Source organism: Cellulosimicrobium sp. NPDC057862 (genome assembly GCF_042797035.1).
Lineage (GTDB): Bacteria > Actinomycetota > Actinomycetes > Actinomycetales > Cellulomonadaceae > Cellulosimicrobium.
In genome coordinates, this window is record NZ_JBHVMH010000015.1 from 76,938 (window position 1) to 98,073 (window position 21,136).

Annotated in this window: 18 protein-coding genes, 1 pseudogene and 1 riboswitch; of the genes and pseudogenes, 12 read left to right on the top strand and 7 right to left on the bottom strand. The window is 73.9% G+C overall.

Translation table 11 applies throughout. The annotated features are described in order from the left end of the window. Positions 1-41 precede the first annotated feature (41 nt). From ACFVN3_RS16640 to ACFVN3_RS16650, 3 genes are read left to right on the top strand one after another with little or no spacing between them, the layout of a single operon-like run. Positions 42-1,226, top strand: coding sequence for a pyridoxal phosphate-dependent aminotransferase (locus tag ACFVN3_RS16640; protein ID WP_378234065.1), 1,185 nt, complete (start codon positions 42-44; stop codon positions 1,224-1,226). Between the two features lie 44 nt (positions 1,227-1,270). Further along, positions 1,271-2,161, top strand: coding sequence for an endonuclease/exonuclease/phosphatase family protein (locus ACFVN3_RS16645; RefSeq protein ID WP_378234038.1), 891 nt, complete (start codon positions 1,271-1,273; stop codon positions 2,159-2,161). Positions 2,162-2,205: 44 nt separating this feature from the next. Then, positions 2,206-2,634 carry a DUF1761 domain-containing protein gene (locus tag ACFVN3_RS16650; protein WP_141389743.1) on the top strand — a complete coding sequence of 143 codons (429 nt, stop codon included), beginning with the start codon at positions 2,206-2,208 and terminating at the stop codon, positions 2,632-2,634. A 94-nt stretch (positions 2,635-2,728) separates the two neighbouring features. On the opposite strand, the gene ACFVN3_RS16655 is transcribed toward ACFVN3_RS16650, so the two are convergent. After that, positions 2,729-3,118 (bottom strand): hypothetical protein, encoded by a 390-nt coding sequence (locus tag ACFVN3_RS16655; protein WP_378234039.1) that lies wholly within the window; start codon positions 3,116-3,118, stop codon positions 2,729-2,731. A 225-nt stretch (positions 3,119-3,343) separates the two neighbouring features. Between ACFVN3_RS16655 and ACFVN3_RS16660 the strand changes: the two genes are divergently transcribed. Beyond that, positions 3,344-4,261, top strand: a complete 918-nt coding sequence (locus ACFVN3_RS16660; RefSeq protein WP_378234040.1) for a LysR family transcriptional regulator — start codon at positions 3,344-3,346, stop codon at positions 4,259-4,261. A gap of 96 nt (positions 4,262-4,357) precedes the next feature. On the opposite strand, the gene ACFVN3_RS16665 is transcribed toward ACFVN3_RS16660, so the two are convergent. Next, positions 4,358-4,903, bottom strand: coding sequence for a pyridoxamine 5'-phosphate oxidase family protein (locus ACFVN3_RS16665; protein ID WP_378234041.1), 546 nt, complete (start codon positions 4,901-4,903; stop codon positions 4,358-4,360). Positions 4,904-5,009: 106 nt separating this feature from the next. Between ACFVN3_RS16665 and ACFVN3_RS16670 the strand changes: the two genes are divergently transcribed. Continuing rightward, positions 5,010-6,497, top strand: a complete 1,488-nt coding sequence (locus ACFVN3_RS16670) for a lactate dehydrogenase (RefSeq protein ID WP_378234042.1) — start codon at positions 5,010-5,012, stop codon at positions 6,495-6,497. A gap of 122 nt (positions 6,498-6,619) precedes the next feature. Next, entirely contained in the window at positions 6,620-7,483 is an 864-nt protein-coding gene (locus ACFVN3_RS16675; RefSeq protein ID WP_378234043.1) for a formate/nitrite transporter family protein, read from the top strand. Between the two features lie 27 nt (positions 7,484-7,510). Here ACFVN3_RS16675 and ACFVN3_RS16680 read toward each other — a convergent pair whose 3' ends face one another. From ACFVN3_RS16680 to ACFVN3_RS16690, 3 genes are read right to left on the bottom strand one after another with little or no spacing between them, the layout of a single operon-like run. Beyond that, entirely contained in the window at positions 7,511-7,876 is a 366-nt protein-coding gene (locus tag ACFVN3_RS16680; protein ID WP_378234044.1) for an SdpI family protein, read from the bottom strand. Positions 7,877-7,899: 23 nt separating this feature from the next. Next, positions 7,900-9,720 (bottom strand): ABC transporter ATP-binding protein, encoded by a 1,821-nt coding sequence (locus ACFVN3_RS16685; RefSeq protein WP_378234045.1) that lies wholly within the window; start codon positions 9,718-9,720, stop codon positions 7,900-7,902. Further along, positions 9,717-11,654 carry an ABC transporter ATP-binding protein gene (locus tag ACFVN3_RS16690; protein WP_378234046.1) on the bottom strand — a complete coding sequence of 646 codons (1,938 nt, stop codon included), beginning with the start codon at positions 11,652-11,654 and terminating at the stop codon, positions 9,717-9,719. Before ACFVN3_RS16690 ends, ACFVN3_RS16685 begins: the two co-directional genes overlap by 4 nt. Positions 11,655-11,821: 167 nt before the next feature. Further along, a riboswitch (glycine riboswitch) is annotated at positions 11,822-11,929 on the top strand. A gap of 131 nt (positions 11,930-12,060) precedes the next feature. Here ACFVN3_RS16690 and gcvP point away from each other — a divergent pair. From gcvP to ACFVN3_RS16715, 5 genes are all read left to right on the top strand, one after another. Further along, complete coding sequence (gene gcvP, locus ACFVN3_RS16695) at positions 12,061-15,048, top strand: aminomethyl-transferring glycine dehydrogenase (RefSeq protein WP_378234047.1); 2,988 nt, start codon at positions 12,061-12,063, stop codon at positions 15,046-15,048. Then, the gene (gcvT, locus tag ACFVN3_RS16700) at positions 15,045-16,289 is read left to right on the top strand and encodes a glycine cleavage system aminomethyltransferase GcvT (protein ID WP_378234048.1); all 1,245 of its coding nucleotides are present in this window, start codon (positions 15,045-15,047) and stop codon (positions 16,287-16,289) included. The genes gcvP and gcvT overlap by 4 nt, the downstream gene beginning before the upstream one ends. Before the next feature lie 38 nt (positions 16,290-16,327). After that, a complete protein-coding gene (gene gcvH / locus ACFVN3_RS16705; protein WP_378234049.1) occupies positions 16,328-16,705 on the top strand; it encodes a glycine cleavage system protein GcvH in 378 nt (125 codons plus the stop codon). A gap of 286 nt (positions 16,706-16,991) precedes the next feature. Next, complete coding sequence (locus ACFVN3_RS16710) at positions 16,992-17,246, top strand: helix-turn-helix transcriptional regulator (protein WP_082140876.1); 255 nt, start codon at positions 16,992-16,994, stop codon at positions 17,244-17,246. Between the two features lie 80 nt (positions 17,247-17,326). Next, complete coding sequence (locus ACFVN3_RS16715) at positions 17,327-17,755, top strand: (deoxy)nucleoside triphosphate pyrophosphohydrolase (protein WP_378234050.1); 429 nt, start codon at positions 17,327-17,329, stop codon at positions 17,753-17,755. Positions 17,756-17,798: 43 nt separating this feature from the next. On the opposite strand, the gene ACFVN3_RS16720 is transcribed toward ACFVN3_RS16715, so the two are convergent. Next, positions 17,799-18,383 carry an AAA family ATPase gene (locus ACFVN3_RS16720; protein WP_378234051.1) on the bottom strand — a complete coding sequence of 195 codons (585 nt, stop codon included), beginning with the start codon at positions 18,381-18,383 and terminating at the stop codon, positions 17,799-17,801. 97 nt (positions 18,384-18,480) lie between these two features. Beyond that, positions 18,481-20,571, bottom strand: a complete 2,091-nt coding sequence (locus ACFVN3_RS16725; RefSeq protein WP_378234053.1) for a glycosyl hydrolase family 28-related protein — start codon at positions 20,569-20,571, stop codon at positions 18,481-18,483. A 223-nt stretch (positions 20,572-20,794) separates the two neighbouring features. Between ACFVN3_RS16725 and ACFVN3_RS16730 the strand changes: the two are divergent. Further along, positions 20,795-21,121, top strand: a pseudogene (locus tag ACFVN3_RS16730) (PIN domain-containing protein); the annotation flags it as partial. Between the last annotated feature and the right edge of the window lie 15 nt (positions 21,122-21,136).

A 21,136-nucleotide genomic window follows, 5' to 3' on the forward strand; every position in this document is an offset into this window, starting at 1 on the left:
GGCGGCGGGGGAACCGGCATGATGGCTTCATGTCTGGGTCGATGAAGGTCTCGCGCCGGTCGCACGTGCCGCCGTTCGCGGTGATGGAGGTGCTCGCGGAGGCGAACCGGCTGCGCGACGCCGGGGCGTCCGTCCTCAACCTGTGCGCGGGCGAGCCGTCGACGGGAGCGTCGGACGTCGTCCGCCGGCGGGCGATCGAGCTGCTGGAGCACGGCGACCTCGGCTACACGGAGTCGCTCGGCGTCCCGGCCCTGCGACGGGCGATCGCGGAGCACTACGACCGCTGGTACGGCGTCGAGGTCGACCCGGAGCGCGTCGCGGTGACGACCGGGTCCTCCGGTGGGTTCCTCCTCGCGTTCCTCGCGGCGTTCGACGTCGGCGACCGCGTCGCGCTGGCCCGCCCCGGCTACCCCGCGTACAAGAACATCCTGCGCGCGCTGGGCTGCGAGGTCGTCGAGCTCGACTGCGGCCCCGAGACGCGCTACCAGCCCACGGTGTCCCAGCTCATGGAGGCGTACTACGACGGCGGCCTCGACGGCCTGGTCGTCGCGAGCCCGGCGAACCCGACGGGGACGATGATCCTGCCCGCCGAGCTCGACGCCGTCGCGACGTGGTGCGCCGACCACGACGTCCGGCTCGTGAGCGACGAGATCTACCACGGCATCACGTACGGCGACGCGGCGGATGCCGCTCTCGCGACGCTGCCGACCGCGGCGCGGTACGTCGGCGAGGGTGCGGTCGTCGTCAACTCGTTCTCCAAGTACTGGGCCATGACGGGCTGGCGCCTGGGGTGGCTCGTGCTGCCGGACGAGCTCGTCGGCCCGGTCGACGCGCTCGCCGGCAACGTCGCGCTGTCTCCGCCCGCGCTCGCGCAGCACGCGGGCGTCGCGGCGTTCTCGCCCGAGGGGTACGCGGCCGCGGCCGAGAACGTCGCGCGCTACGCGGCGTCGCGCGAGCTCGTGCTGTCGCGGCTCGACGACCTGGGGTGGTCGCGCGTCGCCCCGGCAGACGGCGCGTTCTACGTCTACGCGGACGTCTCCGGAGACGGGCTCGACTCCGTGACCTGGTGCGAGCGCCTGCTCGCCGAGGCGGGCGTCGCGCTCACCCCGGGCACCGACTTCGACGGCGTCCGGGGCGGCGACTGGGTGCGCCTCTCCTTCGCGGCGGCCCCGGCGACGGTCGACGAGGCCGTGGAGCGGATCGTCGCCTGGCGCCGCACCTTCTGACGCGCCTGGTCGCGACCGTCGTCGGCTCACGCGAGGATCGTGCGGTGCCGACCGACTCCGCCTCTCCCGGACTGCCCCCGCGACCCGACGGCGCGCTGCGCCTCGCGACCTTCAACGCCCTGCACGGCGCCGCGCTCGACGGGACGGTCGACGTCGAGCGGTTCGCCCGGGCGGTCGCGTACCTCGACGCGGACATGCTCGCGCTGCAGGAGGTCGAGCGCGACTCGCCGCGCTCGCACCGCGCCGACCTCGTCGCCGTCGCCGCGGAGGCGCTCCGCGCGGACCACCGGCACTTCTCCCCGACCCTGCGCGGCGTCTCCGGCGCCTGGGTGCGCGCAGGCCGACCCGGATCGGGGGTGCGGCGCGTGCCCGGCGTCGCGTCCTACGGGATCGGGCTGGTCAGCCGGTTCCCGGTCGCGGGGTGGTCGCGGCTCGAGCTCGACCGGATGCCGTGGCGCTCGCGCGTCCGGCGCCGGACGCTCGGGACGACCACGGGTGCCGCGCGCCTCGTCCCGTTCCGCGTCGTCCCGGACGAGCCGCGCGCGGCGCTCGCGGCCGCCGTCGTGACGCCGTGGGGGCCGCTCACCGTCGTCACGACCCACACGACCTCGCGCCCCGAGTTCACCGCGGACCAGCTCCGGTCCCTCGTCCGGGCGTGCGCGCCGCTCCCCCGCCCGCTCGTGCTGCTGGGCGACCTCAACCTGCGCGCCCCGGAACCCGCGGAGATCACCGGGTTCACGTCGCTCGCCGACGTGCTGACCCACCCCGTCGACCGGCCCGTGCGACAGATCGACCACGTGCTCGTCGATGCGGCGCCCGGGGCCGCGACGATCCGCGCGGTCGGCACCGCGACCGCCGTCGACACCGGACTGTCCGACCACCGCGCGGTCGTCGTGGACGTGGTCGTCGGCCCGCAGGCGGGCGCCACCGCCTGAGCGCTACGCTCCGAGCGACGGCGTCGACGCGAGGGAGCGGTCCGATGGTTCCGGAGATCAACTACTGGGCGGTGCTGGCCGCGACGGTGTCCAGCATGGTCGTGGGCTCGGTCTGGTACACCCCGAAGGTGTTCGGCACCTACTGGATGCGCGTCGCGAAGGTCGACCCGTCCGGCGAGGGGCGCGACGCGGTCGTGCCGATCGTCGTGACGCTCGTGGTCAGCTTCGTCACCGCGTGGGTGCTCGCGGGCGCGACCTATCTCGCGTGGTCCTTCTACGGGGGTGGCTACCTCGGCAACGCGCTGCTGACCGCCGTCGTGCTGTGGGCGGGGTTCACCGCCGCGCGGTTCGTCACGCACGACGCGTTCGAGGGTCGGCCGGCGGGGCTCACGGTCCTCAACGCCGCGCACGAGCTGGTCACGGTGCTGGTGATGGGCCTGCTCGTCGGGCTCATCACGCCCGCCGGGGTGTAGACGCGGTTCGCGAGAGACGCACCCGTGCTCGACGGATGCACGGACGGGCGCCCCTCTCGGCGCGGAGTGCGACTCTCGGCGGGCGGGTGGGTCGTCAGGCGGCGAGCCCGACCTCACGCGGCGAGGGGTCGCCGTCGGGCAGGACCGCGTCGGGGACGGTGGTCGTGACGGCCCCCGGAACGACCGCGGCCGCTGGGGCCGCCACGTCGTCGACGGTCGCGCGGCGGCGCGCCCGTGCCCGGACGATCACGACGATCGCCTGCACGCCGATGAGGATCCACACGATGTTGGCGGCCACCGACGGCCACACCCCGTTCGCGGCGGCGACCATGCCCATGAGGCCGGCGGCCGTGAGGTTGGTGAGCTGGAACGGGGCGGACGACGCGGCCCAGCGGCCGCGGCTGACCATCGCGTAGGCGACGACGCCGGCGGCGGCGCCGATCCAGCCGAGGAACATGACGAACGCGTCGAGGGTGACGGGCACAGCGGTACTCCGGTGACGAAGAGGGGTGGAGGGGGGTACCGCGACGCTGCGGTGGCTGTGCGCTCCGGGCCGGTGGCTGGTGGCGCGGGTGGTGCGGGTGGTGCGGAAGCTCGGGCGCCGACCCGTAAGGAGGAGGAGGTAACCGACCGGCGCCACGACAAGTGTGAGGGTTCTCGGGCTTCAGCACAATCGAAGGATTCTGCACCGGCCGTTTAGCATCTCTACATGGCGACGGACCCACGCAGACTTGGTTTCCTCCTTGCCGTGCACCGCGGTGGGGGCATTCTCGCGGCAGCAGATCTCCTGCACGTCACCCCGTCCGCGGTCTCCCAGCAGATCCAGCGCCTCGAGGCGGAGGAGGGCGTCGTCGTGCTCGACCGCGGCCCGCGCGGCGTGACCCTCACCCCGGCCGGCCGCGTGCTCGCCGAGACGGCCGAACGTATCGAGACCGAGCTGGTCGAGGCGCGCAAGGCGCTCGCGGCGCTCGGCGACGAGGTCAGCGGCCGCGTCGCGGTCGGCTCGTTCCAGACGGCGATCCGCGCCGTCGTCGCACCCGTCGCCGGACGGCTGGCGGAGACGGCGCCGGGCATCGAGCTCGACGTGCAGGAGCGCGAGCCCACCGAGGCGCTGCGCCTCCTGCGCGCGGGCGAGCTCGACGTCGTCCTCCTGGAGCGCGACTACGAGGCCGACTCCCCCGCGCCGCGCGGGACGCGCGAGATCGTGCTGCTCGACGAGCCGTGGCGGCTCGTCGTCCCGGCCAGCATGCCCACCCCGACCCGCCTCGACGACGTGCGCGACGTCGTCTGGCTCGGACCCGAGCCGGGCACCGCCGCGGCGCGTGCCCTGCGCCGGCTGGCCCGCGGGCTCGGCGGGACCGTGCGCACGCGGCACAACTACTACGACTTCGACGTCGCGCTGTCGCTCGTCGCGGCCGGGCTCGGCGTCGCGATGCTCCCGGCGCTCGCGGTCGAGGGCGGCGCGTCGGACGAGGTGCCCGACGGCGTCACGGTCGTCGGCCTGCCCGGCCTCGGCTCCCGCCGCCTCGTCGCGCGCCACCGCGCGACCCGCCACGAGCCCCGCCCGGTCGTCTCCGCGGTGCTCGACGAGATGGTCGCCGCCGCCGCGGAGATCGCCTTCGCCTGACGCCGAGGTAGAGCCGTGGTCACGACCACGCCTCTACCTCGTCCGACCAGGCCTCTACCTCGCGCAACCAGGCCTCTACCTCGCGTGACCAGGCCTCTACCTCGGCGGGAGGTCGAAGCGGGTCGCGCCGTAGGGCTCGGCGGTGCCGAACGCGAAGACCCGCTCGGGGAGCAGGCGGTAGACCGCCCATGGCGGTGGACCGGCGGACGGTGCGCTGAACTCCGCGGTGAGCGCGTCGCCGTCGACGGTCGCGGGCCAGCCGTCGGCGCGGAACCCCGCCGCCGCGCGTTCCAGGGTCTCGGGGTCCGTGACGCGCTCGGCCCGGCCCTCGACGGTGAGGTCGAAGGGCTCTGTCGCGACGGTGAGCGTGCAGCGCGGGTCGCGGTGCAGGTTGCGGTTCTTGCGCGTGCCCTCGCCGGAGCACAGGAAGATCTCCTCGTCGAGCGCGAGCGCGCCGAACGGCACCACGTGCGGCTTCCCGTCGGGGTCCGTCGTCGCGAGCCACGTCGTGTGCCGGTTCGGGCCGCCGGCACCGGGCTCCTGCGGGAGCCGGCCGAACAGCGTGTCGTGCACGCGCGCCCACTCGATCGGCGGCGTGCCGTAGCCGTCGAGGTTCTTCACCGTCGGGTCGGCGGTCGTCATCGTCCTGCTCCTCTCGTCCCCGCTGCGTCGCGATGGTCCACCCGTCCTCACCGGTCGTGACCCGCCTCGGCGCCCGGACTCATCGGTCGGGACGTAGCCTGCCGGGGTGGACGTAGCGGTGGTGGGGGCGACGGGAGACGTCGGCCGGCAGGTGTGCACGCAGATCGTCGAGCGGCGGGTGCTGCCGCCGACGGCGCGGCTCCAGCTCGTCGGGCGCGCGGGCGGGGCGTCGGGGCGCGCCGTGCACGGGCTGCGCGCGGACCTGGTCGACGCGTACGACGAGCACGCGCCGCTCCTCGACGTCGCGCACTCCCCCGAGGACGTCACGGCCGACGTGATCGTCGTCGCCGCGGGCCTGACGCCTCCGGCCCGCACGGGCGCGGACCCCGACCGCCGTGTCCTCGCCGCCGCGAACGGCGCCGTGCTCGCCGAGTACGCCGACGCGATCGCGCGGCACGGCTCGGGGCACGAGGTCGTCATCGTCGTGACGAACCCCGTGGAGCTCGGCGTCGCCGTCATGGCGGAGCGGCTCGGGCGGCACCGCGTGCTCGGGATGGGCGCGTGGCTCGACACGCTGCGGTTCCGGCGCGAGCTCGCGGTGGAGCTGGGCGTGCGGCGGCACCGCGTCGGCGGGTTCGTCGGGGGCCAGCACGGCGAGGACGCCGTGCCGCTGTGGTCGACGGTCCGGGTGAGCGGGCTCGACGCCGACGAGCGCGCGCGGGCCGTCGCCGCGCTGCGGCGGGGCCGCACGCTCGACGCGCTGCCCGCCGAGATCGCCGCGGCGAAGACCGAGCTGGCGCGCGTCGCCGCCGAGGACATGGGTGCGGCGTTCGACCTCATCGACACGTGGCCGGCCGACCTGCGCCTCGTCACGCGCCCGTGGATGACGCACCAGTCCGGCGCGAAGACGCCCGCGGGGACGGCCAGCGCGACGGTCGACCTGCTCGAGGTGATCCTCGACGGCCGCGAGATCGTCGTCGCCGGGCAGGTGGCCCTCGACGGCGAGCTCGACGGACGGCTCGCCGGCCCGACGGGCGGCCGCGGGGCGCCCGACGCCGGCCCGTTCCGTGGCGTCCTCGGCGTCCCGGTGGTCCTCGGGCCCGGCGGGTGGACGCGGGTGCTCCTCGACGACCTGCCCGACGACGAGGCGCGCCGCCTCGCGCACGCGGCCGACGGCGTCGAGCGCATGGTCGCCGCGACCACGGTGCCGCGGGACGACCGGTCGACCGGCCGGGAGCAGGCCGGGACCGGTGCGCCCGTCCCGGGTGCGTCGACCGCGACCGGCGACCGGGCGCCGTCGGCCCGGGGCGGGGCGGAGACCGCGTGGGTCGCGACCGTGCACGGCCTCGACCAGCCGGGCACGCTCACGGCGCTGACCGGGGTGTTCTCGACGCGCGGGGTGAGCTTCGACTCGCTCGCGACGGAGCCGGTGGACGACGACGGCCGGGCCGGGCGGATCGTCGTGACCTTCCGCGCGACGCCGCGCCGCACGCGGGCCCTCGAGCGCGCGGTCCGGCGGCTCGCGACGGTCCGGTCCGTCACGGTCGAGCCCGCGCCGGGTACCGAGTTCTCACAGGGCGACCCTGCGCGCTGAGCGACCCCGGTAACGAGGTCGCTCCCCGGCGGGAACGCGGTCGAAACCGCGGGTTCCTAGCGTGGGACGCGCCGTCGGGCGCTCCCCTGCCGCGACGTCGCCTCAGAGACCGGAGCCCGCCCATGTCCTACGTCAAGCCTGCCGAGCTCGTCCCGACGATCATCGACGCCGGCGCCAACAAGGTCCTGCTGTCCACGCGCGACACGCTCGTCCGCTCGACGATGGGTGGCGCGATCCTCGCGATCGCCGCCGCGTTCGCGGTGACGGTCACGGTCACCACGGGTCACGCGATCCTCGGCGCCGTCCTCTTCCCGGTCGGGTTCATCCTGCTGTACCTGCTCGGGTACGACCTGCTCACCGGCATGTTCGTCCTCGGCCCGCTGGCCTGGCTCGACAAGCGGCCGGGGATCACGGTGCGCGGCGTCCTGCGCAACTGGGGTCTCGTGTTCGTGGGGAACTTCCTCGGTGCGTTCGCCGTCGCCGTGATGATGGCGATCGTCGTCACGTACGGGTTCGACACCCCGCCCAACGAGGTCGGTCAGGCGATCGGGCACATCGGCGAGGGCCGCACGGTCGGGTACGCGGAGCACGGGGCGTCGGGCATGCTCACGCTGTTCGTGCGCGGCATGCTGTGCAACTGGATGGTGTCCATGGGCGTCATCGGCGCGATGGTCGCGAAGGACGTGCCCGGCAAGGCGATCGCGATGTGGATGCCCGTGATGCTGTTCTTCTTCATGGCGTTCGAGCACTCGATCGTCAACATGTTCCTGTTCCCGTCCGGCCTGCTGCTCGGCGGCGAGTTCACGATCATGGACTACCTGATCTGGAACGAGATCCCCACCGTGCTCGGCAACCTCGTCGGCGGGCTGCTCCTCACCGGCCTCCCGCTCTACCTCACCTACGGCCGCCCCGCGTCGCGCCGCGCGGCCCAGGAGCCCCAGCCCGGCCCGACGGCGGAGCGCGAGCTGGTCTCCGAGCCCGCCTGACGCGATCCCGCCCGACCTGAGCGCGCGTCAGCGGCTGCGGTCGGCCTCGCGCCGCACGGCGCGGGTCCCGACGACGAGCCCGCCTTCCGCGAGGGCGAGCGTCAGGCCCGTCGCGACCAGCACCACGACGAGGCCCGCGTCGTCGCCGACGAGGAACAGCACCGGCGCGGCAGCGACGAGCACCCAGCCCGCGGCCTCGCTCAGCGGTCGCGCCGCACGGTGGGCGGTCTGCCACGCCTCGTCGCTCGCGAGCGTCGTCGCGGTGCGGATCCCGGCGACCTGGTTGCGTCCCACACGCCCGGACGCCGTCGCCCGGGCGCACCAGACGAGCAGGACCCCGGCGCCCGCGAGCACGAGCAGGAGCACGACGTCGGCGATCGTGTCGGCGGTCATGTCCCCACCCTGTCAGACGGCCGTCAGCGGTAGGCGCGAGCCTGGAGCGCGTACATCTCGGCGTAGGCCCCGCCCGCTGCGGCGAGCTCGTCGTGGGTGCCGAGCTCGGCGACGCGGCCGCCGTCGAGCACGACGATGAGGTCGGCGTCGCGCACTGTCGAGAAGCGGTGCGAGACGAACAGCGTGACGCCGCCGGACGTGGTGCCGGTCCGCCGCGCGGTCTCGGTGAACCGCTCGAAGAGCGCGTGCTCGGCGGTCGCGTCGAGCGCGGACGCGGGCTCGTCGAGCGCGAGCAGGAGCGGGTCGGTGCGCAGGAGCGTGCGGGCCAGCCCGAGCGTCTGCCACTGGCCGCCCGAGAGCTGGGCGCCGTCGGCGTAGCCCGTGCCGAGGACCTGGTCCAGGCCGTCGGGCGAGCGCTCGACGATCGGGCGGGCGCGGGCCTCGTCGAGCGCGACCCACAGGACGTCGTCGTCGTGGAGCGCGTCCACGCGCCCGATCCCGACGTCCTCGCGCAGCGAGAGCTCGAGTCGCGCGAAGTCCTGGAACAGCGTCGCGACGCGCGACTGCCACGCGCCGGGCGCCACCGCGGCGAGGTCCACGCCGTCCGCGAGGATGCGGCCCGACGTCGGCCGGTACAGCCCGCACAGGAGCTTGACCAGGGTGGACTTCCCGGCGCCGTTCTCCCCCACGAGCGCGACGGTGGCCCCGGCGGGCAGGTCGAGCGTGACGCCGTCGAGCACGGGTCGGTCCGCGCCGGGGTAGGTGAACGTGAGGTCCTGGACGCGCACGCCCTGCTCGAGGCGAGCGGGGAGCCTCTCGACGGCGGGCGCGACCTCGGCGGGCGCCGCGCCCGGGGCTGGGACGACCCGGCCCGGGGCCGTCGGGGTCCCGCGCAGCTCGAGGAGCTTCTCGACCGTCCGCCCGGCGTCCTGGAGGCTGCCGAACAGCGACAGCGCGCCCGCGACCTGGGTGCTGACCTGGATGGCGAGCGTGACGACGAGCACGACCTGGCCGATGGCCGCCGTGCCGGACGCGGCGCTGCGGAGCACGAGGAGGACCGCTGCCCCGTAGGCGAGTGCGAACCACACCTGGCCCGCCGCGCGCAGCAGCGCGGAGCGCCGGTGCGCGCTCCACAGGACCGCCGTCGTGCGGTCCCACGCCGCGCGCTGCCGGTCCCCGACGAGGTGGCGCGCGCCGAAGAGCCGGATCTCCTTGGCCGACGAACCCGTGGTCCCGGCGCTGACGAGGTGCCGGGAGAGCCGCACGTCGTCGGCGGTGACGTCGCGCGCCGCGTCGAGCACCCGCTGCGCGCGGTCGGCGAGCCAGACGGGCGGCAGGGCCGCGAGGGGCAGCAGGAGCAGCCACGGCTCGACGAGACCGAGGATGACCGTGGTGACCAGGACCTGGAGCACCATCCCGCCGAGCTGGAGCGTGCCCTCGAGCGCCAGCCGGACCCGTTGCAGGCCCTCCGTCACCGACGTGAGGAGACGGACGCGGTCCGGGTCCTCGAGGGCGGCGAGGTCCGTCGAGCCGTGCGTGAGCTCGGCGACCTCGTCCAGCAGGCGGAGCTGCTGGAGGTCCGCGACCTCGAAGTACGACAGGTGGGCGAAGTGGCCCAGCATGAGCTCGGCGATGACGAGGACCGCGACCGCGCACGCGAGCCCGACGGCGCGCGCGACGTCCGTGTCGACGAGCGCATCGGTGAAGAGCCCCAGCCCCACGCCGACCAGAGGACCGGCGAGGAACCCGATCGTGAGCAGCACGACCGCGACCAGGAGGCGGCGCCGGTCCGTCTGCCAGGCGAGCGAGAGCATGAACCGGGCGGCGAGCGCGACGCGCCTCATCGGGCACCTCCGGAGGTCAGGGCCGTCGTGGGGCTGGTCGCGTCGGGGTCGGGGTCGTCGGGCGAGTCGCTGCGGAACCGGCGGGCTTGGAGGACGAAGAGCTCGGCATACCGGCCCTCGGCCGCGAGGAGCTCGTCGTGGGTGCCCTGCTCGACGACGCGGCCCTCCGCGAGGACGACGATCTGGTCGGCCGGCCGGACCGTCGAGAAGCGGTGCGAGATGACGACGGACGTCACCGCGCGCTCGCGCGCCACCGATGCGACCGCACCGTGGGCGAGGAAGCGCTCGAAGAACTCGGCCTCGGCCCGGACGTCGAGCTGCGCCGTCGGCTCGTCGAGGACGAGGACGTCCGCCCCGCCCGCGACGGCGAGCAGGGCGCGCGCGAGCGCGATGCGCTGCCACTGCCCGCCCGACAGGTCGCGGCCGCCCGCGTACCCGCCCGAGAGCACCGTGTCGAGGCCGTCGGCGAGGCCGTCCACGACGTCGTCCGCCCCCGCGGCGGCGATCGCCTCACGCAGCCGGTCGGCGTCGTCGCGCAGCTCGGGCGCGCCGAGCCCGACGTTGTCGCTGACCGAGAGCTCGAGGCGGACGTAGTCCTGGAAGATCAGGGCGAGGCGGCGTCGCCACGCCTCGAGCGGGAGGTCGCGCACGTCCACGCCGTCGACCGTGATGCGCCCCCGCGTCGGCTCGTACAGGCGCGCGAGGAGCTTGGTGGTCGTCGTCTTGCCGGCACCGTTGAGCCCGACGATCGCCGTCGAGGTGCCCGGGACGAGCGTGAGGTCGAGGCCGCGCAGCACCCACGCGCCGTCGTCGGAGTACCGGAACCACACGTCCTCGAAGCGGATCACGCCGTGCGGGACGCGGGCGCCGTCGTCCTCCCCGCCGCCCTCGGGAGTGGCGGACCGCAGGCGCTGCTCGAACGTCTCGAGGGCGTCGAACGACAGCAGGCCGAACTGCGTCCGCACGTCGCACTCGGGGAAGTACACGCCGAACCGCAAGGGGATGAGCACCGCCTGGATCGCGACGCCGAGCGCGAAGAGGTCGAGCGTGTTGTCGAGGGCGACCAGGACCAGGACGATCGTGCCGCCGACCAGGCCGATCGCCGAGAACCCCACGAACGGCCAGAGCTGGAGCCGACGGTTGACCGTCCACTGCGGCTCGAGGTAGGCCATCGTCTCCCGGCGCAGGCGCTCGCGCAGCCACCCGAGCACCCCGAGGAGGCGGACCTCCTTGGTGATCCCGGGCGTGGTCGCGAGCTCCCGCAGGTAGTGCATCCGGCGCCGCTGGGGGTGGAGGGTCTTCCAGATCGGGGTGAGCTTGCTGAACGTGCCCCGCACCCCCGCCCGCATGACGAGGGCCGTCGCGAGGATCACGGCGCCCGCGAGCGGCGAGACGACGACCGTGACGAGCACGGCCGCGCCGACGAGCTGCACGTAGCGGCCGACGAGCGGGACGAGCGCCCCGGCTGCGTCGCCGGGGCTCATGCTCTGCCGTGCGAACGCCGCGCGGGCGTCGGCGACGACGTCCAGCACCTCGGAGTCGTCCAGGAGCGCGAGCGGGGCGTCGGACAGCGCCGCGTCGAGGAGCCGGTCGATGCAGCGCTGGTCGACCCGACGCCCGATCGTCTCGACGATCCCGGTCTGGAACGGCGCGAGGAGCTGCTGCGCGACGAGCGCCCCGACCGCGACGCCGAGCACCGCGAGCAGGTCGTCCCACCCGGCGCTCGCGGCGCCGTCGGTCATGCTCGGCAGGAGGTAGAGCACGCGGCCCAGCGCGACGATGGACACGAGCGGCAGGAGCGCGAGGAGGACGCTCAGCGAGAGGCCGACCGCCACGAGGGGGACGCCCGCGTGCCGCAGCAGCCCCCACATGGTCGTCCAGCGTCGGACCCGCTCCCCCAGCGACGGCTGCGAGGCCGCACCTTCGGTCGTCATGACTCCCCCACCCACGTCGCGTCGTCGCTTCGTCCGCGGCGACGCTAGCGCGGATCGTTCGGGGTCCGTAGTTATTAGCTGTCACATGAGACGACGGCGGGAGGGATGTGGCGGCGCGCGCCGCGCCTCGACCGGTAGGATCGAGGCACAACTGCAGTACTGCCGCCCGAGCCACGACGGGAGAGCTCGGCGCCACGGTCCCCCGGACCGGCGCCGGCGCCGAAGGAGCAAACCCTCCCCGGGAATCTCTCAGGCCCCCGTACCGTCGAGGTGAGGCAACTCTGGAAAGCGGCCGTGCGCCCGTCGGACCTCCGGCGGCCTCGGCCCACCGACGGTGCAAGTCGGCGCGCCCCGGCCCTCGCGGCACGGCGGACCGGCAAAACTCTCAGGTCGACGCGTGCGTCCGATGACAGAGCGGGGAGGGACCCGCCGTCGTCCCCTCCACCGGGAGTCCCTCGTGACCCAGCCGTCCTTCGACCCCAGCTCGCGGCACAACGCCGCGACCGGTGCCTTCGCACCGCGCCACCTCGGCCCGCGCGGGCGCGAGGTCGGCGCGATGCTCGACCAGCTCGGCTACGCCTCGCTCGACGCGCTCGTCGACGCGGCCGTCCCGGCGTCGATCCGCACCGAGCGCCCGCTCGACCTGCCCGCGGCGCGCACCGAGACCGAGGTGCTGGACCACCTGCGCGCGCTCGCCGGCAAGAACGTCGTCAAGACGCAGATGATCGGGCTCGGGTACTACGGCACCGTCACTCCCCCGGTGATCCGCCGCAACGTCCTCGAGTCCCCCGCCTGGTACACCGCGTACACGCCGTACCAGCCGGAGATCTCGCAGGGCCGACTCGAGGCGCTCCTCAACTTCCAGCAGGTCGTCGAGGACCTCACGGGCCTCGACGTCGCGAACGCGTCCCTCCTGGACGAGGCCACCGCGGTCGCCGAGGCCGTCGCCCTCATGTGGCGCGCGTCGCGCGCGAAGAGCGGCTACGTGGCCCTCGACGCCGACCTGTTCCCGCAGACGCTCGCGGTGACGCTGGGCCGCGCGCACGCCGTCGGCCTGCCCGTCGTGGTCGCGGACCTCTCGGGCGGCCTGGACGCCGGCCTCGCCGCGGCCCGGGCGGCGGGGGCCTTCCCCGCCGGGGTGGACGACGACGCGCAGCTCGTGGGCGTCGTCGTCCAGCAGTCCGGGGCGTCGGGACGCGTCGTGGACTGGCGCCCGGTGGTCGCGGAGGCCAAGGCCGCGGGTGCGCTGGTGACGGTCGCGAGCGACCTGCTGGCCCTGACGCTGCTGGTCTCCCCCGGCGAGCTCGGCGCCGACGTCTCGGTCGGCTCGGCCCAGCGGTTCGGCGTCCCGCTGTTCTACGGCGGCCCGCACGCCGCGTTCATGGCGGTCCGCAAGGGTCTCGAGCGCTCGCTCCCCGGCCGCCTCGTGGGCGTCTCGATCGACGCCGACGGCGACACCGCCTACCGGCTCGCGCTCCAGACGCGCGAGCAGCACATCCGCCGCGAGAAGGCGACGAGCAACATCTGCACCGCGCAGGCGCTCCTCGCCATCGTGGCGTCGATGTACGCCGTCTACCACGGCCCCGACGGCCTCCGCGCGATCGCCGAACGTACCCACGCGCGCGCCACGGCCCTCGCCGACGCGCTGCGAGCGGGCGGCGTCACCGTCGAGCACGACGCCTTCTTCGACACCGTCCGCGCCGTCGTCCCCGGCCGGGCGGACGCCGTCGTCGCAGCAGCAGCGGCCGCAGGCGTGAACCTGTACAACCCTGACTCGGACCATGTACAGATCGCCTGCGACGAGACCACCACTCCCGGGACCCTCGCCGCGGTGCTGAGGGCCTTCGGCATCCCCGACGGGGCCGCCCTCACCGCCGGAACCCCGGTCGCTCTGCCGACCGAGCTCCGACGCGAGACGACCTACCTGCAGCACCCGATCTTCCACCTGCACCGCTCCGAGACCTCGATGCTGCGCTACCTGCGCCGGCTCTCGGACAAGGACCTCGCGCTGGACCGCACGATGATCCCGCTGGGCTCGTGCACCATGAAGCTCAACGCGACGGCGGAGATGGAGGCGATCTCCTGGCCGGAGTTCGCGGACCTCCACCCGTTCGTGCCCGCTGACCAGGCGCTCGGCTACGCGGAGCTCATCGGCGGCCTGGAGTCCGCGCTCGCGGAGATCACGGGCTACGGGGGGGTCTCGGTGCAGCCGAACGCGGGGTCGCAGGGCGAGTTCGCGGGCCTGCTCGCGATCCGCGACTACCACGTGTCGCGCGGCGACACCGAGCGCGACGTGTGCCTCATCCCGGCATCGGCGCACGGGACGAACGCGGCGTCGGCGGCCCTCGCCGGCCTGAAGGTCGACGTGGTGCGGACGGCCGAGAGCGGCGAGGTGGACCTCGACGACCTGCGCGCCAAGCTGGCCGACCACGGCCCGCGCGTCGCCGCGATCATGATCACCTACCCGTCGACGCACGGCGTCTACGAGGAGCACGTGCGCGAGGTCTGCGATCTGGTACATCAGGCTGGTGGTCAGGTGTACATCGACGGCGCCAACCTCAACGCGCTCGTCGGCCTCGCGCGGCCGGGCGAGTTCGGGGGCGACGTCTCGCACCTGAACCTCCACAAGACGTTCTGCATCCCGCACGGCGGGGGAGGGCCCGGGGTCGGCCCGGTCGCCGTCGCCGAGCACCTCGTCCCGTTCCTCCCCGGCGACCCGCTCGCTCCGGACGCGTCCGCCGCGACCCCCGTCTCGGCGACGCGGTACGGGTCGGCCGGGATCCTGCCGATCTCGTACGCGTACGTCGCGCTCATGGGTCCCGACGGGCTCACCGAGGCGACGAAGACCGCGGTCCTCACCGCGAACTACGTCGCGAGCCGCCTCGCCGACAACTACCCGGTGCTCTACACCGGGCCGAACGGGCTCGTCGCGCACGAGTGCATCCTCGACCTGCGCCCGATCACGGCGGAGACCGGCGTCACGGCGGAGGACGTCGCGAAGCGACTCATGGACTACGGGTTCCACGCGCCGACGCTGTCGTTCCCGGTCGCAGGCACGCTCATGGTCGAGCCGACCGAGAGCGAGGACCTGGCCGAGCTCGACCGGTTCGTCGACGCCCTCGTCGCGATCCGCGGCGAGATCGACGCCGTCTCCTCGGGCCGCTGGAGCGTGGAGGAGTCACCGCTGCGCGGCGCCCCGCACACGGCGGCCGCGCTCGTCGCGGAGACGTGGGACAAGCCGTACTCGCGCGAGCTCGCGGCGTACCCGGTCGCGAGCCTGCGCGCCGGGAAGTACTGGCCGCCGGTGCGCCGCATCGACGGTGCGCGGGGCGACCGCAACCTGGTGTGCTCGTGCCCGCCTGTGGAGTCCTACGTGACGGGAGACCTCGCATGACCGACCAGCCGACCGACCCGATCGACCGGCCCGCCGACCAGCCGACCGACAGGCCGACCGACAGGCACAGCCCGCTGCACGACGAGCACGTCGCGCTGGGCGCGAACCTCACGAGCTTCGGCGGCTGGCTCATGCCGCTGCGGTACACGTCCGACCTCGCGGAGCACCGCGCGGTCCGGGAGGCCGCGGGCCTGTTCGACCTCTCGCACATGGGCGAGATCGAGGTCGCCGGTCCGCAGGCGGCGGCCGCGCTGGACCACGCGCTCGTCGGCAACCTCACGGCGGTCGCGCCGGGCCGGGCGCGGTACACGATGATCTGCCAGGAGGACGGGGCGGTCCTGGACGACCTCGTCGTGTACCGGCTGGGTGAGGAGCGGTTCCTCGTCGTCGCGAACGCGGGGAACGCGGACCTCGTCGCGCGCGAGCTCGTGGCCCGCGCCGCGGGGTTCGACGCCACCGTCACGGACCAGGGTGCGGACACGGCCCTCGTCGCGGTGCAGGGCCCCCACGCGGAGGAGATCGTCGCGGGTCTGACGGACGCCGCCGACCCCGCCGCGGCGCAGGCGGTGCGCGACCTCAAGTACTACGCCGCCGTACCCCTGGCGCTGCGGACCGACGACGGAGCGGTCGACGCGCTCGTCGCGCGCACCGGGTACACGGGGGAGGACGGCTTCGAGCTGTTCGTGCCCGCGGACCGTGCCGCCGACCTGTGGCGCACGGTGCTCGCGGCCGGAACGCCGCTGGGCCTCGTGCCGGCCGGTCTGTCCGCGCGCGACTCGCTGCGCCTGGAGGCGGGCATGCCGCTGTACGGGCACGAGCTCGACACGACGACCACGCCGTACGAGGCGGGACTCGGTCGCGTGGTGAAGCTCGACAAGGTCGCCGCCGACGGCTCGCCGCTCGAGTTCGTCGGGCGGGCCGCGCTCGCGGCGCGCCGGGCGTCCGCGCCCGCGCGCGTGCTCGTCGGCCTGAAGGGCCTGGGGCGCCGTCCCGCCCGGGCGGGCTACGCCGTCGTGCGCACCGACGCCGAGCCCGGGGGAGCGGTGGGGGAGTCCGCGCGCCGGGTCGGCACCGTGACCTCGGGGGCGCCCTCGCCGACGCTGGGCCACCCGATCGCGCTCGCGTACGTGACGCCCGAGCTCTCGGCGGAGGGCACCGAGCTCGCGGTCGACGTGCGCGGCCGCGCGGAGCCCGTGGTGGTCGTGCCGCTCCCGTTCTACCGTCGTCCCCAGCAGTCCTGACCTGCCCAGCCGTCCCAGAGAGCTCGAAGGAGAACCCCATGACCGAGGCCCAGTTCCCGGCCCACCTGCAGTACACGGCGGAGCACGAGTGGATCGACGGCTCGAACCCGGCCGTCGTCGGCATCACGGCGACCGCTGCCGAGGCGCTCGGTGACATCGTCTACCTGGAGCTGCCGGCGGTGGGCTCCGAGGTGACCGCGGGCAGCGTCATCGGTGAGGTGGAGTCCACCAAGTCCGTGTCGGAGCTCTTCTCGCCCGTCACGGGCACCGTCGTCGAGGTGAACCAGGCCGCGATCGACGACCCGGCGGTCGTCAACTCCGACCCGTACACCGACGGCTGGCTGTTCAAGGTCGACGTCGTGGAGACAGGCGACCTGCTCACCCCGGACCAGTACGCGGCGCACGTCGGGAACTGATCTGCTCGACAGAGTGTGACGTAGATCACACTGTAGAACCGGCGTCAGACGGCGCGTGGAGCCCCTCCACGGCGCTGTCCGGCGCCGGTTCTGTCTGTCCGGAAAGACCCTCTGAACTGCGAAGACGTGTCTACAGGGGATCCGCGCGACCCGCTTCTGACGGTCGGTCAGATCTCGGGGTGAAAACTCGCGTCATGAACGGGACGTTGGTCCATCTCTTCTTGTAGCAACACACCGGAACTCGCCACGTGGGGATGACGTGACCGGAGAGCACCTGGAGGAGAACATGAGCACCATCGAGCTGGTCCGCCCCATGGCGGCCCCGTCGGAGCTGATCGCCACGCCGATCGCCCCGCTGACCCGCCGCGAGCGGGTCGTCCTGTCGAACCTGTCTGAGGACGTCACGCTCGAGCAGATCGCCACCAAGCTCTTCGTCACGCGCAACACGGTCAAGTCGCAGGTCCGCAGCCTCTACCGCAAGCTCGGGGTCTCGACGCGCGCCGAGGCCGTGGCCTGGGCGCGGGCGGCCGGCCTGCGCTGACCGACGGGCTCGACGGCCCTGGCGGGCCGTGGGCGTGACCGCGTCACCCGCACGACACGACGCCGTGCGACACTCCGCGTATGACTCTGCGCAGACTGGTGGTGGCCGCGGCGATCGTCGACGATCTCGTCGCTCCGCGGCTCCTGCTCAGCGCGCGCCGGTCACGACCGTCGCACCTCGCAGGTCGCTGGGAGTTCCCCGGGGGCAAGGTCGACCCCGGGGAGACGCCGACCGAGGCGCTGCACCGCGAGCTGCGCGAGGAGCTGGGCGTCGCCGTCGAGCTCGGTGACGAGCTCGAGGGGCCGGACCACGGGACGTGGATCATCACGGACCGCCACGTCATGCGCCTGTGGTTCGCCCGGATCACCGCCGGGGACCCGCAGCCGCTCGTGGAGCACGACGCGCTGACCTGGCTCGACGCCGGGAGCTGGCTGACCGTGCCGTGGCTCGACGCCGACGTCCGCATCGTCGAGGCGCTCGCGCGCCAGGTGGCGGCCGAGGCGGTCTGACAGCGGTCTGACCGGTACCCCGTGCCGGCGTCGTGAGGTGTCGTCAGGGGCCGTCGACGACGGGGAGCGCGGCGAGCCAGCGCTCGACCTCGCGCCGCGACCGCAACCGGACGACCAGCACGTCTGGGGCGTCCCGTGCGACCTCTTCCGGCAGGTCGCGGTACTTGTGGCGCGTCGTCCAGGCCCACCGGACGATGTTCTCCTCGGGTGCCCGGTACCAGGTGCGCCACAGGGGTGGCTCGACGTTCCCGTTCCACAGCACCTCGCGTCGGGCCGACCGGCGCAGCGTCCGCGCGACCACCTGCCGCATCGTGACGCGCGTGGGCAGGTCGAGCCAGACGACGACCTCCGCCCGCGCGAGGAGGAGCGGTCGAGCGGCTGCGTACTGCCACTCCGTGACGAACGCGTCCTGCGCGGCGAGCGCGCGCACGTCGTCGAGGAACGCGGGCCGTGGCGTCCACGCGGGCCCGTGGTGGAGCGCGTCGAGCTCGGTGAACGGGATCCCGAGCCGCGAGCCGAGCCGGCCCGCGAGCGTCGTCTTCCCGGCGCCGGACACCCCGGCCACCGCGATCCGCCGCGGCATCCGCCCGAGGCGCGCGACGACGTCGTCGTCCGGTCCGAGGATCACCGGGGGACCCTACCGGCCCGCCCACCGCGTGAGTGCATGAAATAGTCGCGGCCGGACCGTCCGACCGCGACTATCTCACGCACTCAGCGGGGTGGGGTCAGCCGACCGGCTGGACCCAGGGGGACGGGGCCGGGGGAGCGACGACCGGCGGGCGGTCGTTGCAGCTCGGCGCGCTGGGGACGAACCGGCCGAGCCAGTTCACGGTGCCCGGCTCCCACGGGCTGAGCGACGTGCCGTCGTTGCCGCCGAGATCGGTGAGCGTGAACTCCGTGCCGCCTGCCGGGAAGTTGAACGCGCCGCAGTTGTTCACGCCCGCCCAGCCGACGTTGCGCGCGTCGACGTTCTCGAACGACGCACCGCCGCGCACGCGCGCGCTCACGACCGACGTCCCGGTGCCGTCGACCCGCACGTCCTGGAAGGCGACGCCCTCGATCGCGACCTGGTCCTTCACGCCCCAGTCGGAGACCAGCATGATCGCGTTGTAGGTGCTGTCGAGGTAGTGGTCGCCGGTGACGCGGACGTCGGCGTCGATGTCGCGGTCGAGCGCGTAGAACCAGATCGCGCCGAGCCCGATGTTCCAGTTGAGCTCGTACGTGCCCGCCCGGACCGCCGTGTTGTCCGTGAGGTGGAGGTAGCCCGCGAACGGCTCCGCCCCGAACCGCGACCCGACGTGCAGCCCGCTGCCCTCGCGCACGGGGTCGGCGACGAGGTTCGCGCGGACGGTGTTGTCCGTGCCGCCGTAGATCGCGATGCCGTTGGCGAGGGTGTTGGACTGGATCGTGTTGTTCTCGAACACGTTGCCGGTGTTCGCCAGCTTCTCGGACCACATGGCGAGGCCGTCGTCGCCGGTGTTCCGGACGAAGACGTTCCGCACGACCGAGTTCGTCACGCCCCCGTGGAAGTTCAGCGCGTCGGCGATCTGGTCGACGATCACGGTGTTCTCCACGCGCAGGTTGTCCATCGGCCCGTCGAACCACAGGCCGACCTTGGTGTGCTGGAGGTACAGGCCGGAGATCGACGAGTCGCTGAGCGCGCCGCCGATGCCGTTGACCTGGTCGGTGTCGACGCGCTCGCGCACGTCCCCGACGATCGCGAAGTCGCGCAGGTGCACGTTCGAGCTGCCGCCCTCGTCGGCGTACCGCCCGTAGAACCCGACCCCGGTGTGCACGGACCCGTCGGGGGCGGGCGTGTCGAGCGCGACCTCCTTGCCCCGGAAGACGGTGTACCAGCTCCCGGCGCCCTGGATGGTCACGCCGTCGACGAGGACGTGCCGGTTCACCTGGTAGACGCCCGGCGGGACGTACACCTCGAGCCGGTGCTTCTTGGCGAAGGCGATCGCCTTGTCGAGCGCGTCGGCGGAGTCGCGCCGGCCGGTGGGGTCGGCCCCGAAGAGCAGCGCGTTCGCGGCGAGCAGGCGCACCTTGGGGGGCGCGACCTTCTCCGAGTCGAGCAGGTCGATCACGGTCCACTCGGCGGCTCCGCGCGCCGGGACCGTGAGGCGGACGACGTCGCCCTTCTTGTACGTCTGGCCGAGCAGCAGCCGTTGCTCGTCGTAAAACTTCATGGGGCGGAACGGCTTCTCGAACGTCGGCGTCGGCGTCGTCTCCGCGGGGACGCACGCGCACTCGGTGACCCACCAGCCGGGCTGGAGGAGGCCCGCCGCCGGGTCGTTGGTGAACGGGTACTGGTTGTACAGGTAGGAGTACGCCGACGTGAGCGTCATGCGCCGGTCCAGGCCGACCTTCTTGCCCTGGCGCAGGACCGACACGTCGAGCGGCGACGTGATCCCGCCGCCCCTGGGGGAGTCGGGGATCGAGTACCGGACCGTGACCGCGTTCGCGTCCGCGGGGAGCGTGAACTCCACGTTCTGCCCCGCCGCGAGACGGACGGCCGAGCGACCCGACGCCTCGGCCTCGATCGTGTAGGCGTCACGGCCGGGCCCGATCACGGTCCCCGTCGTCACGGCGTTCTCCGCCTCCTGCTCGAGGAACGGGACGGCGGCGCCGCGGCCCTCGACGAGCGCGGGGTCGACGGCGGCCCGTGTCACCACGGCCGGGGTCGGCGGCTGGGGCTTGCCGTGCGCGAGGGCCGTCGACGCGGTGCCCGCCACGAGCGTGAGGGCGACGGCCGTGGCGGTCGCGACCCGGGCGCGTCGCCGCGCCCCGAGGTGGTTCGTGCTGCGAATCATCGTTGACCCGTCTTCTCTCGGGAGGCGGTCCGCCTCCGTGCTCACCGGAGGGCGTGCTGACCCTCCGGCCCGCTGCGCGGTCGCACCTCCGCGCAGGGTCGTTCGTGCCGAACACTAGAGCGCCGTCGAGACGAGCGCAAGGCTCTGTAATGATATTGCGATCTTCGGTTGAGTTCTTGCGTTCGCGGCCGGCCCTCGGTCGGGCGGCGCGAGCCATGGACATCGGCGACGCCGGCTCGACGCCCTCCTCGAGCTGTACGGGATCGAGGTCGAACCCTTCACGCCCCAGCACGCCGAGATCGCCCGCGAGGCGTACCGCGAGTTCGGGCGGGGGAGCGGCCACCCCGCGCGGCTGGACCTCGGCGACTGCTTCGCGTACGCGCTGGCCGCCTCGACGCGCGACCGGCTCCTCTTCGTGGGAGACGGCTTCTCGCGCACCGACCTGCCCCGCGCACGAGGCCGCACCGCCGGCCTGAGCCGGGACCGCGCGCCGCACTCGACCTCGGTCGACGCGCGGACCGGCACCGCGCCCGATACGTTCGCCGCGTGAGCCGCCTCGGAGCCA

Bases quoted from the DNA above. Each gene is read 5' to 3' on its own strand.
- gcvT (WP_378234048.1), top strand. From the start codon at position 15,045: ATGACCGACCAGCCGACCGACCCGATCGACCGGCCCGCCGACCAGCCG.
- ACFVN3_RS16675 (WP_378234043.1), top strand. From the start codon at position 6,620: ATGTCCTACGTCAAGCCTGCCGAGCTCGTCCCGACGATCATCGACGCC.
- gcvH (WP_378234049.1), top strand. From the start codon at position 16,328: ATGACCGAGGCCCAGTTCCCGGCCCACCTGCAGTACACGGCGGAGCAC.
- ACFVN3_RS16680 (WP_378234044.1), bottom strand. From the start codon at position 7,876: ATGACCGCCGACACGATCGCCGACGTCGTGCTCCTGCTCGTGCTCGCG.
- ACFVN3_RS16685 (WP_378234045.1), bottom strand. From the start codon at position 9,720: ATGAGGCGCGTCGCGCTCGCCGCCCGGTTCATGCTCTCGCTCGCCTGG.
- ACFVN3_RS16715 (WP_378234050.1), top strand. From the start codon at position 17,327: ATGACTCTGCGCAGACTGGTGGTGGCCGCGGCGATCGTCGACGATCTC.
- ACFVN3_RS16725 (WP_378234053.1), bottom strand. From the start codon at position 20,571: ATGATTCGCAGCACGAACCACCTCGGGGCGCGGCGACGCGCCCGGGTC.
- ACFVN3_RS16710 (WP_082140876.1), top strand. From the start codon at position 16,992: ATGAGCACCATCGAGCTGGTCCGCCCCATGGCGGCCCCGTCGGAGCTG.
- ACFVN3_RS16690 (WP_378234046.1), bottom strand. From the start codon at position 11,654: ATGACGACCGAAGGTGCGGCCTCGCAGCCGTCGCTGGGGGAGCGGGTC.
- ACFVN3_RS16660 (WP_378234040.1), top strand. From the start codon at position 3,344: ATGGCGACGGACCCACGCAGACTTGGTTTCCTCCTTGCCGTGCACCGC.
- ACFVN3_RS16640 (WP_378234065.1), top strand. From the start codon at position 42: ATGAAGGTCTCGCGCCGGTCGCACGTGCCGCCGTTCGCGGTGATGGAG.
- gcvP (WP_378234047.1), top strand. From the start codon at position 12,061: ATGACAGAGCGGGGAGGGACCCGCCGTCGTCCCCTCCACCGGGAGTCC.
- ACFVN3_RS16650 (WP_141389743.1), top strand. From the start codon at position 2,206: ATGGTTCCGGAGATCAACTACTGGGCGGTGCTGGCCGCGACGGTGTCC.
- ACFVN3_RS16665 (WP_378234041.1), bottom strand. From the start codon at position 4,903: ATGACGACCGCCGACCCGACGGTGAAGAACCTCGACGGCTACGGCACG.